This is a genomic window from Streptomyces virginiae, assembly GCF_041432505.1.
Lineage (GTDB): Bacteria > Actinomycetota > Actinomycetes > Streptomycetales > Streptomycetaceae > Streptomyces > Streptomyces virginiae_A.
In genome coordinates this window covers 1,024,064-1,036,307 of the sequence record NZ_CP107871.1, presented here as the reverse complement: position 1 = coordinate 1,036,307, position 12,244 = coordinate 1,024,064, and the positions used below count along the sequence as shown (strand labels likewise).

At 73.8% G+C, this 12,244-nt stretch carries 9 protein-coding genes; 5 read left to right on the top strand and 4 right to left on the bottom strand.

Annotated features, from left to right (window positions below):
* Positions 1 to 56 precede the first annotated feature (56 nt).
* Positions 57 to 500, bottom strand: a complete 444-nt coding sequence (locus OG624_RS04995; RefSeq protein WP_033213873.1) for a subtilase-type protease inhibitor — start codon at positions 498 to 500, stop codon at positions 57 to 59.
* A 327-nt stretch (positions 501 to 827) separates the two neighbouring features.
* On the opposite strand from OG624_RS04995, the gene OG624_RS04990 reads away from it, so the two are divergent.
* Together OG624_RS04990 and OG624_RS04985 are read left to right on the top strand one after the other, a co-directional pair.
* Complete coding sequence (locus OG624_RS04990; RefSeq protein WP_033213871.1) at positions 828 to 1,565, top strand: ABC transporter ATP-binding protein; 738 nt, start codon at positions 828 to 830, stop codon at positions 1,563 to 1,565.
* Complete coding sequence (locus OG624_RS04985) at positions 1,559 to 4,033, top strand: FtsX-like permease family protein (protein WP_371639135.1); 2,475 nt, start codon at positions 1,559 to 1,561, stop codon at positions 4,031 to 4,033. The genes OG624_RS04990 and OG624_RS04985 overlap by 7 nt, the downstream gene beginning before the upstream one ends.
* Here OG624_RS04985 and OG624_RS04980 read toward each other — a convergent pair.
* Both OG624_RS04980 and OG624_RS04975 read right to left on the bottom strand, forming a co-directional pair.
* Positions 4,030 to 4,491 carry a Crp/Fnr family transcriptional regulator gene (locus OG624_RS04980; RefSeq protein WP_033213868.1) on the bottom strand — a complete coding sequence of 154 codons (462 nt, stop codon included), beginning with the start codon at positions 4,489 to 4,491 and terminating at the stop codon, positions 4,030 to 4,032. The two genes, OG624_RS04985 and OG624_RS04980, sit on opposite strands and share 4 nt — an antisense overlap.
* 192 nt (positions 4,492 to 4,683) lie before the next feature.
* Positions 4,684 to 4,992: a hypothetical protein gene (locus tag OG624_RS04975; protein ID WP_030722976.1), complete on the bottom strand. Its 309-nt coding sequence runs from the start codon at positions 4,990 to 4,992 to the stop codon at positions 4,684 to 4,686.
* A gap of 235 nt (positions 4,993 to 5,227) precedes the next feature.
* Between OG624_RS04975 and OG624_RS04970 the strand changes: the two genes are divergently transcribed.
* Positions 5,228 to 7,150, top strand: a complete 1,923-nt coding sequence (locus OG624_RS04970; protein WP_371639134.1) for a glycoside hydrolase family 5 protein — start codon at positions 5,228 to 5,230, stop codon at positions 7,148 to 7,150.
* Here the strand turns inward: OG624_RS04970 and OG624_RS04965 are convergent, their stop codons facing one another.
* Positions 7,151 to 8,623 carry an MFS transporter gene (locus tag OG624_RS04965; protein ID WP_051762153.1) on the bottom strand — a complete coding sequence of 491 codons (1,473 nt, stop codon included), beginning with the start codon at positions 8,621 to 8,623 and terminating at the stop codon, positions 7,151 to 7,153. It lies immediately after the preceding gene.
* A gap of 77 nt (positions 8,624 to 8,700) precedes the next feature.
* Here OG624_RS04965 and OG624_RS04960 point away from each other — a divergent pair, with 77 nt between their 5' ends.
* Both OG624_RS04960 and OG624_RS04955 read left to right on the top strand, forming a co-directional pair.
* Positions 8,701 to 9,288, top strand: coding sequence for a helix-turn-helix domain-containing protein (locus OG624_RS04960; protein WP_033213866.1), 588 nt, complete (start codon positions 8,701 to 8,703; stop codon positions 9,286 to 9,288).
* A gap of 170 nt (positions 9,289 to 9,458) precedes the next feature.
* Entirely contained in the window at positions 9,459 to 12,188 is a 2,730-nt protein-coding gene (locus OG624_RS04955; protein ID WP_326747332.1) for a DNRLRE domain-containing protein, read from the top strand.
* The last annotated feature ends 56 nt before the right edge of the window (positions 12,189 to 12,244 follow it).

The window sequence follows — 12,244 nt, the reverse complement described above, 5'->3', positions numbered from 1 at the left end:
GGGCCGGGCCGGACGGCGGTCGCACGGCGCCGCCCGGCCAGGCGATCTACGGGGGGTCAGAAGCCGAACAGTATGCCGGAGGTGTTCCGCAGGCCGCACGGGTTGGCGAAGGTGTAGGTGTAGTCGAGCCGGCGGCCCTGCCACACCCCGACGGCCGACACCGTCATCGGGTTCCACTCCCTGGTACAGACGGCGTCGGCGGCCGGCGCGGCGAGCGGGTCGAGCTGCGAGCCGTTCGCGCGTAACTCGGCGCACGCGGCGACCGGGTGGGGGTGCGTACCGCCGGGCGTCGGTGAACAGACGAGGGTCACGGCGCGCCTGACCGTGCCCGCTTCGGCATCGGGTCCGGTCGTCACACTGAGCACCAGCGCGGACGGGGCGTACAGGCTCTCCGTACCGGTCGGTGCGGCCCCGGCCGTACCCGGCCAGGCCAGTGCGGTGAGCGCGGTGAGCGCCATGGCGGCGGAACCGAGCCCGAGACCCTTTGCGATGGACCGCATTTCGAACACTCCCTTGGGTTGGCGTTTCGGATAGCGGACGCAGTCTTGCCGACGTGAGCGGTGAACGCCCGCTCCCACCCCCATTTTTCGTCACCGATCGTGTACGAATGACTGCAGACCGCAGCCATGTGAGCGGGCTGACCTGTGGGGCAGCGAGCCGCCGAATCGGCCGAACACCGACCGGGACACCTCCCCGAAACCTGCCGCGGCACGGCTGTGATCTGCCCGGACGGGGTCCTGACCCCCTCCAGGGGTAGGGCCGGCCCCACCCCCGGGACACGGCCTGGGCCCGCTGTGCCGCGCGATCGGCGACGGTTGGCTGGGGGCATGAAGAACGACGCGATCCAACTCAAGGACGTCACCCGGGTCTTCGGCTCCGGCGACCGGGCCGTCACCGCCCTCGACCGGGTTTCTCTCGGCTTGCCCCGGGGCACCTTCACGGCGGTCATGGGCCCCTCCGGCTCCGGCAAGTCCACCCTGCTCCAGTGCGCGGCCGGACTGGACCGGCCCACCTCCGGCAGCGTGCGCGTCGGCGGCACCGAACTCGGCGGCCTCGGCGAGACCCGGCTGACCCTGCTGCGCCGCGACCGCATCGGCTTCGTCTTCCAGGCCTTCAACCTGCTGCCCGCCCTGACCGCCGAACAGAACGTCGCCCTCCCGCTGCGGTTGGCCGGCCGCCGCCCCGCCAAGGCCGAGGTCCGCGAGGCCCTCGCCCGGGTGGGACTCGGCGACCGGGCCCGGCACCGCCCCGCGCACCTGTCCGGCGGGCAGCAGCAGCGCGTGGCCCTGGCCCGCGCCCTCATCACCCGCCCCGAGGTGCTCTTCGGCGACGAACCCACCGGCGCCCTGGACTCGCGGACCGGCCGCGAGGTGCTCACCCTGCTCCGCTCCATGGTCGACACCGGACAGCAGACCGTCGTCATGGTCACCCACGACCCCGTGGCCGCCTCCTACGCGGACCGCGTGGTCTTCCTCGCCGACGGCCGGCACAACGGTGAACTCCGCGGCGCGCCCGCCCAGGACATCGCCGCCCGCATGACCGCGCTGGAGGCGGCGCCGTGCTGACCCTCGCCCTGCGCACCGCCCGCACCCGCTGGGTCACCTTCGTCGGAAGCTTCGTGGCCCTGGCCCTCGGCGTCGGCCTCCTCACCACCATGGGGCTCGGGCTCGCCGCCACCCTGGACGCCCCGCGCCGTCTCCCGGAGCGGTTCGCCCAGGCCCCCGTCGTCGTCAAGGGCGACGACGTGCTGCGCGTCCCCGTCGCCGGCGGGGAACGCACCGCCCGGCTCGCCCACCCCGGGCCCGTCACCCCCGAACTCGCCCGGCTGCTGGCCGCCCTCGGCCCGACCACCGAGGACCGGTCCTTCCCCGTCCGCGCCGAAGGCGGACCGAAGCACCTGGTCGGCCACCCCTGGTCGGTCGCCGCCTTCGCCCCGTACACCCTCGACGCGGGCCGCGCCCCGCACGCCGACGACGAGGTCGTCACGACCGGTTGGGCCCGGCCCGGCGCCCGGATCGACACCGACCACGGCCCCCTCACCGTCGTCGGCACCGTCACCGACCGCGGCTTCGAGGACGCCGTCTTCTGGTCCGACGCCCGCGCCGCCCGCCTCTCGCCCGCCATCGACCAGCTCGTCGTGGCCGCCGACCCGACCGCCGTGGAGGTGGCCGTACAAAACGCCGTACGGGCGCTCCCGGGCCGGGACGCGGAGGTCCGGGTCCTGACCGGCCGGGACCGCCGGTACGCCGATCCCGATCCCGAGCGCGACAGCGAAGCCCTGCTCGCCGTGAACGCCGCACTCGGCACCGCGGGCGGCGTCACCGGCTTCGTCTCGGTGTTCGTCGTCGCCTCGACCTTCGCCTTCGCCGTCGCCCGACGCCGCGAGGAATTCGCCCTGTTGCGTACGGTCGGCGCCACCCCGGGCCAGATCCGCCGCACGGTGATCGCCGAGGCGCTGCTGCTCGGCGTGGCCGCCTCCGCGGTGGGCTGCCTGCTCGGGGCGTACGGCGCGCCCGTGTTCGTCTCGTACCTGGTGGACGCGGGCCTCGCGCCCCGCTGGTTCACCCTCGGCGACGCCACCTGGCCCTTCCACGCCGCCTTCTGGGCCGGCCTGCTCGTCGCCCTCGCGGGGGCCGTCGCCGCCTCCTGGCGGGCGGGCAGGGTCGCCCCCGCCGAGGCGCTGCGCGAAGCCGCGTTCGAGACGCGGACCATGACCCCGGGGCGCTGGATCGTCGGCGCCGGACTGCTCGCGGCGGGCCTCGGCACCCTCGCCCACGCCCTGCTCACCGACCCGTCCGACCTGCTCCACCGCAAGACCTACATCAGCCGTCCGATGCTCCTCATCGTCGCCTTCGCCCTGCTGTCGCCGGTGCTCGTGCGGCCGCTGGTCCGGTCGATCGCCTGGCTTCCCGCCCGGCTGCCGGGCGCCGGCGGGATGTTGATCCGGGAGAACGCGTCGGCCGGCACCCGCCGTACCGCGGCCGTCGTGGCCCCCGTCCTGGTCACCGTGGCCCTGGCCGGATCGCTGCTGGGCACCACCGCCACGCTGAACGAGGCCAAGGCCGCCGAGATCCGGTGGCGGACGACCGCCGACCACGTGATCACGGCCGGCGCGGGCGGGTTCGATCCGGCCACGATCGAACGGATCCGGGCCGTACCCGGAACGGAGATCTCCGCCACCGCCGCGACCGCCGTCCACGTACGGGAGGAGGGGACGGCGCTGATCCGCTCCGACGCCCGCGCCGTGGACCCCGCCGCACTGGCCCGGACCGCCCGACTGCCTCTCACGGCCGGCACGATCACCGATCTCGACGACGACTCCGTCATCGTCACCGAGGAATGGGAGCGGCACACCGTCGGATCCACCGTCGAGGTATGGCTCGGCGACGGCACCCGCAAGGCCTTGCGGATCGCCGCCGTGATGAGCATCGGCACCGGCGGCAACGGGGCCTACGTCACCCCCGCCAACGCCCCCGGCGCGACGGTGGACCGGATCGACGTACGCCTCGCCACCGGCGCGGACCCCCGGACGGTCGGCGCCGCGCTGGCCGAGGCCGCCCGGCCGGCCGGAGGCCGCGTCCTCACCGCGGACCGGTGGATGTCCGAGAACCGGCCCGGGACCGGCCGCACCACCCGGGCGGGCCTGCTGCTGGTCCTCGGCATCGCCCTGCTCTACACGGGCATCGGGCTCGCCAACACGCTGGTCATGGCCACCTCCGACCGGGCCCGCGACCTCACGGTGCTGCGGCTGGCAGGCGCCGGCCGCGGGCAGGTCCTGCGCATGGTGGCGGGGGAGTCCCTGCTGGTCGTCCTCGTCGGCGCGATCGCCGGGACCCTGGTCGCCGCCCTGAACCTGGCCGGGATCCGGGCGGCGCTGGGCGTCCTGCACGCCCGCGGCGGCCTGGTGATCCCGTGGAACGCCCTCGCGGCGACGTACGGAGCCTGCGCGGCCGTGGCGGTGGCCGCCGCGGTCGTCCCGGCCGCGCTGTGCCTGCGGCGCGGGGCGGCCGAGCGGGCGGGAGTGCGTGGTTAGGCGGTGCTGCTGAGGCGGGGCGCGTACATCTCCAGCAGGCGGGTGCGCGTCTGCTGGAGGCGCATCGCGAGGACGCGTCCGACCCAGTGCCCGATCGCGGAACCGAAGGTGGGGTCGGCGTCCATCAGCATCCGGACGGTCGCCGCGTCGAACTCGTACGCCCGTACCGGCGTCATCGCCTCCGCGCCCAGCTGCCACACGTACGGCGGGAACAACCAGGACCAGCCCACCAGCTCACCGGGGCCGAGGCTCTCCACGGGCGCGGGCCGGCGGCCGGCGACGGGGATCTCCAGGGTCACGGTGCCGGACCGCACGATCCAGAAGGAATCCGCCCGGGTGCCCTCGTCGAAGATGCGCGCGTTCTCCGGGAAATTGACCTCACGGGCCTGGGACATCAGCCGTCCACGGTGCTCGGTGGACAGGACGGCGGCGATCCGGATGGGGGAAGGTGTGCTCACGACGGCCTCCGATCACGACCCCCCACGACGCTCCTGCTCTCCCAGTGTCGCCGACAGCCGCCATATCGCGGCCGGACGGGACCCGGTTTCTTCCACGCCCGATGCGGGAACGGGGCCCCTGAGGCCTTGTGCGCCTTGGGATCCTTCAAGGGGTCCTGTCGTTCGAGCCCGGTCCGATCGACAGGGCACGGCCTAAGGGGTGTCCTCGGCGTTCGCCTCCAGGCAGGCCAGCTCCATCGCGTCGAGGACGGCCTCGTGGCTGCGCCCGCTCAGCTCGGCGACGTTCTCGATCTGGGCCGTCGCCCAGGCCGCCAGGGTCATCACCAGCACCCTGAGCCCGTCGGTGCCGTGCTCGGCCAGCACCGCGTCGGCGACGACCATGGCCTCCTCGGGGACCTGCTCGGGCGGTTCGAGGCCCGCCAGACCCCGTAGCAGGGTGAGGGTGCGGCGGGAGATCTCCGGCGTCATACCCGCCAGCCGCATGTCTTCCTCGTCGTCCATCCGCCCCGCCCTCCGGTGCCGTGCCGTTCACCTCAGGGCACGGTAGAGGGGCGCGGCCCCGCGCGGGGCCGTTTCTCCAGGGTGACGGTGCGTGATCGGACCTCGACCGGCCGGATCCGGCGGGTGCCGACCGTGGCCGAAACCGTTCCCGCGTTCGACTTCCGCCGGAAGCGACCCGCCGGTAACCTGCCCGCGGCAGCCGCCCGCCGGGACGGCCTTTTCCGGCAGGAGCGAGATGAAGAGCCTCTTACGCGCGGCCCTGTGCGCCCTCCTGCTGGTGGCCGGCGCCCTCGCGGCGCCCTCCGCGCAGCCCGCCCGCGCCGCCGCCCCGTCACCCGCGGCCGCCCCCGGCACCGCCGAGGCATGGACACCGCCGCTGTCCACCCGCGGCCGGTACATCGTCGACGCGCGGGGCGACCGCTTCCGCCTGCGCTCCGGAAACTGGGACGGAGCCCAAGGCTCCTGGAACGGCTCGGGCGACCGTGAGGATCCCGCCACGCACCACAGCGGCCAGAACGCCCACGGCATCCCGATCGGCCTGGACCGGGCGCCCCTGCCCGCCCTGCTCGCCGACTTCCGGTCCCTGGGGCTCAACAGCATCCGGCTGCCCTTCTCCAACGAGATGCTGCGCGACACCACTCCCGTCCCGGACTCCGCCGTCGCCGCCAATCGGACCCTGCGCGGCCGTACGCCCCTCCAGGTCTACGACGCCGTGGTCGCCGCCCTCACCGACGCCGGCTTCGCCGTCATCCTGAACAACCACACCGTCACCACCCGTTGGTGCTGCGGCCTGGACGGCAACGAACGCTGGAACAGCGGTCGTTCCACCGCGCAGTGGGCCGACGACTGGGTCTTCCTCGCGCGCCGCTACCGCGACAACCCGCGGGTGGTCGGAGCCGATCTCTACAACGAGGTCCGCCGCGACTTCTTCGACGACCCCAACTGGGGCCTCGGCGACAACCATGACTGGCACGCGGCCGCCCAGGAGGCCGCCGACCGCATCCTCACCGAGGCCAACCCGAACCTGCTGATCGTCGTCGAGGGCATCAACTGGTTCGGCCTGCCCGTGGACGGCTTCCCGCACGGCCGCCCCACCCTCACCCCCGTACGCACCCTGTCCCACACCCTGGTCACCTCGAACAAGTTGGTCTACTCGGCCCACTTCTACGGGTACACCGGCCCCCGGCACAGCGGCGCGACCGGCATGGGCGAGACCCATGACCTCCGCTACCAGGACATGACCGCCGCCGAGCTCGAACAGACCCTCTACGACCAGGCCTTCTTCGTGTCCGCGGAGACCGGTACGCACTTCACCGCCCCCGTCTGGATCAGCGAGTTCGGCATCGGGGCCGACGAGAACGGCGCCGCCCCGCGCACCTGGTTCGACCGCATCACCGCCCATCTGACGCGCGTCGACGCCGACTTCGCGTACTGGCCCCTCGTCGGCTGGAGCACCGACGCCCAGGGCAACCCCGGCGGCGACAGCTGGGCCCTGTTGCGCTACGACGCGACCGGCCACCGCTCCGGCGTCCTGGACGCGGGCGACTGGCGCACCGCCCGCTGGTCCCCGCTCGCCACCACCCCCGGCCGTACCGGACCGGTGCCCGCCACCACCTCCTGGTACCAGCTGACCACCGACCACCGCGACCACAACGCCTCGCTGCGCACCCGGGCCGCCGGGGACTGGGACAGCGGGGCCCGCAAGGCGGTCTGCCCCGACGGCGCCCGCCTTGCCGGGCTCGCCCACACCGGCGGCCGCGGCCTGTGCACCAGCTCCGACCTGCGCACCCCGACGGGCGGGCACACCGTGGTCCGCGACGAGACGTACGTCCCGCCGGGCGGCGACTGGGCCACCGGGTACACCAAGTTCCAGTGCCCGGCAGGCCAGTTCCTGATCGGCTACAGCCTGCGCGGCGAGCGGGTCTCGGCCGCGCTGTGCGCCCCGGCCCGTACGGCGCTTCCCGGAGCCGGCCGGACGGTGTGGTTCGACCGGGGGGACAACCGTCCGTCCGGTGGCCCCGGCGGAGACTTCGCCTACGGGAACCACAAGGGCCAGTGCCTGCCCACCGAGTACGCGGCGGGTATCGCCTTCACCACCCGCCTCGCCACCCGCCCGTCCCCGGCCGCCCTGCTGTGCCGCCCCCTGCCCGCCGCATGATCAGGCGTCGGACGGGGGCACCGCTCGGCCCACCACGGCGACGGCGGCGAGCGCGACGAGGATCAGGGCCGAGGCGACCAGGAAGGTGAACCGCATCCCGGTGGCCACGGCCCCGGCGGGCGCCGAGGCGATGTCGGCCGACGCCGAGGCGTGCGTGAACACGGCGCCCATGACGGAGGCGCCGGTGACCAGGCCGAGGTTGCGCGAGAGCCCCAGCATGCCGGAGACGACGCCCCGCCGCTCCGGGCCGACGTCCGCCATGACGGCGGTGTTGTTCGCCGTCTGGAACACCGCGTAGCCGGCGGTCACGACCGCGAGCGGGGCCACGTACCCGAGGACACCGAGCGACGCCGGTATCAGGGACAGGGCGGTGGCGCCGGCCGTCATCGTCAGCAGCCCGAGCAGGGTCGTGCGCCGCGCTCCGAACCGGTCCGCGAGACGGCCGGCGGGCACCCCGGTCACCGCGGCGACCAGCGGACCGACGGACAGGACGAATCCGACCGGGGCCGCGCCGAGCCCGAGCGTCCGGGAGAGGTAGAACGGCCCGACCACCAGCGTCGCCATCATCACCGTCGACACGAGCGCACTCGAGGCGAGGCCCGGACCGATCACCGGATCACGGACGAGCGCCCCGCGGACCAAGGGGGAGGCGGCCCTCGATTCGACGCGCACGAAGAGGGCGACCCCGCACGCGGCGGCCACGAGCAGCGCCGTGTCGAGCGCCCCGAAACGGCCGCCACCGAGGGTCATCGCGAGCGCGTACGCCGCCAGGGTCAGCGCGAGCAGCAGCGTGCCCAGGTGGTCGAAGCGGGCCCGGTCGCCACCCGGTTCGCGCCGATCGGCGGGCAGATGGCGGTGCGAGAGCAGGAACGCCACGATCCCCAGAGGCACGTTGACCAGGAAGAGCGCCCGCCAGCCGAACCCGGCGAGCAGGGCCCCGCCCAGCGACGGCCCGAGAGCCGTGCCCACCGCGGACATCGTGCCCAGCAGCCCCATGGCGCTGCCCGTCCGTTCCTTCGGGACCGTCTCACCGACGAACGCCATGGTGAGGGCCATCATCACGGCCGCGCCCACCCCCTGGGCCGCCCGGGCGCCGACCAGCAGCCAGAGCGTGGGCGCGGCGGCGCACAGCACCGAGGCCGCGGTGAACAAGGAGATCCCCGCCAGGAGCAGCCGTCGGCGGCCGACCAGGTCACCGAGACGTCCGGCTCCCACGACCAGAGCGGTGACGGCCAGGAGATACGCGAGGACGACCCACTGGACCTCCGGGAAGGAGGCGGAGAACACCTGCGCCAGGGTCGGCAGGCCGACGTGGGCGATGCCGGTGCCCAGCGAGGAGAGCAGAACGGAGAGGGACAGACCGGCGAGCGCCCACCGGACCGCGGGCCGGTGCGCGCCCGTGGACGCCGTCCCGTCCTCGCCGCCGGTGCGGTCCTGTCGGTGTCCGGTCGCGGAATCACTGTGTGGGCTCATGCCGGGAGGGTGCGATCGCCGGGCCGCCGGCGGCAAACCTTGTTGCCGTTTCCGGGACGGCCGGGTGCAATGGCCGTATGGACGACAAGCCATCCCCCCACCAGGCGGTCCTCGACGAGGTCGCCCCCCGGCTCAGACGGCTGCGCGCCCGACGCGGACTCACCCTGGCCGCGCTCTCCGAGACGACCGGCATCTCGAAGAGCACCCTGTCCCGGCTGGAGTCCGGGCAGCGCCGCCCCAGCCTGGAACTGCTGCTGCCGCTGGCGGCCGCGTACCAGGTACCCCTGGACGATCTGGTGGGCGCTCCCGAAGTGGGGGACCCCCGGGTACGGCTGACCCCCCGCACCCTGCCGAACGGCGGCACGGCCGTGCCGCTGACCCGCGGCCCGGGCCCCCTCCAGGCGTACAAGATGCTCATCCCCGACCGGGGCGGCGAGCCGGAGCCGCGGACGCACGAGGGCTACGAGTGGCTGTACGTGCTGGAGGGCCGGCTGCGCCTGGTCCTGGCCGAGCACGACCTGGTCCTCGGCCCCGGCGAGGCGGCCGAGTTCGACACCCGGCTGCCCCACTGGTTCACCAGCGCGGACGGCCGACCGGTGGAGATCCTCAGCCTGTTCGGGCGGCAGGGCGAGCGCATGCACGTCCGGGCGAAGCCCCGCGCGTGAGCCCGAGGCCGGCGCGATTTTGCATCCGATGTGTCAAGTGGGATGAATCAGGCCTCGAATCGCTCTAGGGTGCGCCCGTGGGCATGGTCGTGGACTGCTGTTCGGCGATTTTCGGCCATCTCCTACACGGTCGCACCCACGGCCGTACCGCACATCGAACTGGGGGATTCATGCGTAGATCCCGAGGGCTGGTGGCCGCTCTCGCCCTGTCCCTGGCCGGAACCGGAGCGGGGGTGGGCCTCGGCCTGGTCCCGCAGGCGGCGGCGCTCACCCCGCCCGTCGCGTTCACCGCCGACGCGCTGTCCACCTGGCAGCCCGACGGCGTCGTCTGGGCCCTCGCCGAGGCGGGCGGCCAGGTCTTCGTCGGCGGCACCTTCTCCACGGTGCGCCCGCCGGCCGGAGGCTCCGGAAGCGAGCGGTCGGCCGTCAACTTCGTGGCCCTCGACGCCGCGACCGGCGCCCCGACCTCCTGCGAGCTGTCCTTCACCGTGGGCTCCGGCACCGCCACGGTCCGCGCGCTCGCCCTGTCCCCGGACAAGGAGACCCTGTACGTCGGCGGCTACTTCGGCGCCGTCAACGGCACCCCCGTCTCCAGCCTCGCCGCCGTCGACGTGGCGAGCTGCACCGTGAAGCAGGGCTTCCGCCCGGCCTTCGCGGCCACCGTGCGCGCCCTCGCCGTCACCGGCGACACCGTCTACGCGGGCGGCGACTTCCTCACCGTCGCCGGCCAGCCGCGCGGGCGCTTCGCCGCCGTCGGCGCGACCGACGGCGCACTGAAGCCCTTCACCGCCGACGCCGACGAACCCGGGCGCGCCGTCGAGGTCACCCCGGACGGCGAGAACGTGATCCTCGGCGGCGACTTCTTCACCGTCAACGGCACGAACACACACGCCCTGGCCGTCGTCGACGCGACGAGCGGCGCGCTCACCAAGTCGTACGCCGGCTTCATCGAGACCAACTCCGTCGTCAAGGACATCGCGACCGACGCCACCGGCTTCTACACCGGCAACGAGGGCACCGGCGGCGGAGTCTTCGACGGCCGGATCGCCCTGAACCTCAGCGACTTCGGCCAGCGCTGGCGCGACACCTGCCTCGGCGCCACCCAGGCCGTGCTGCCCCACCAGAACGTCCTCTACAGCGCCTCGCACGCGCACGACTGCTCCAGCGTCGGCGAGTTCCCCGACGGACAGCGCCACCACCTGCTCGCCCAGCCCACCACCGGCACCGGCAAGCTCGGCTGGGCCCCCGACACCAACGACGGCATCGGCGAGGGCATCGGACCGCGCGTGATGACGGTCGGATCCAAGGCCGGCGTCCAGTACCTGTGGGTCGGCGGGGAGTTCACCACCGTCAACGGAGCCGCGCAGCAGAGCCTGACGCGCTTCGCCTCCACCGGGGACACCGGCGCGCCCACCGTGCCCGTGGCGAGCGCGGTCAGTTTCAAGTCGGACGAGGCCCAGGTGCGCTGGCGTACCAGCCTCGACCTCGACGACAGCGCGCTGACCTACCGGATCTACCGGAACGGCGCGGCCACGCCGATCGCCACGGTCACCGCCGACTCGCTGTTCTTCCGGCGACCGCAGGCCTCCTGGACCGACACCACCGTGGCGGCCGGCCAGTCGTACACCTACCGCGTGACGGCCACCGACGGGGCCGGCAACACCAGCGCCCTGTCCGCGACGGCGAGCGTGACCGTCCCGACCACGGCGGAGAGCTACCCGAACAAGGTCCGCACCGACGGCGCCGAACTGTACTGGCGCTACGACGAATCGGCCCTGCCCTTCGTCGCCGACTCCTCGGCGGGCAACCAGAGCGGCGTCCACAACAACGCCCCCGCCCTGCGGCAGACGCCCGGCGCGGTCTCCGGCGCGAGCACGGCGATCGGCTTCAACGGCTCCAACACCCACGTGTACGGGGACAAGCGGCAGTCGATCGGCAGCACCTACAGCGTCGAGACCTGGTTCCGGACCGACACCACCCGAGGCGGCAAGCTCGTCGGCTTCGGGAGCCGCCAGACCGGCGCCGGCAACCAGTACGACAAGCACGTCTACATGACCAACGACGGACGGCTGGTCTTCGGCGTCTACACCGGAGCCACCCGCACGATCACCACCCCGGCCGCCTACAACGACAACCAGTGGCACCATGTCGTCGCCACCCAGGGTCCGGGCGGGATGACCCTCTACGTGGACGGCGCGCCGAAGGGCACGCTGAACGTGACCACGCACGAGAACTACGCCGGCTACTGGCGCACCGGCGGCGACAACCTCAATGCCTGGCCGAACCGTCCGACCAGCGACTACTGGGCGGGCCGGCTCGACGAGACCGCCGTCTACCCGACGGTCCTCAGCGCGGCACAGGTGCAGAACCACTACGCCCTCGCCACCGCCCCGGCCGACTCGGTGGTCCAGGTCCCGGTGGCGGAGGACACCTACGCCAACGCGGGGGCACCCGCCACCAACTACGGCACCTCGGGATCGCTCGCCGTGCGGGGCACCTCGTTCTACGCGAGCTACCTGCGCTTCGACCTGCCCGCCGCACCCGCGGGCACGGTACTGAAGGCGGCCGCGCTCAGCGTGAAGACGAGCACGCAGAGCGGCGCCGGCACCACGGACACCGTCTCGGTGGTCCCGGTCACCGGCTCGTGGAGCGAGGGCGGGACCACGTACAACAACCGGCCCGCGCTGGGTGGTCCGGCGCTCGGCACCTTCGCCGGGATCGCCGACGGTTCGGCGGTGCACACCACCGGGCTGACCACCGCGAGCGTCGCGACGGCCCTCGGCGGCAGCTACGGCCTCGCGCTCACCAGCACCGGCACCGACGCCCTGTGGCTGTGGTCCTCCGAGGCGCAGGCGAACGAAGGGACGCCCCAGCTGACGCTCACCTTCGGCGCACCGTGACCTGACACCCCCAGGGGACAGGAAGGGGCGCGGGTCGGCCTGAGGGCCGGCCCGCG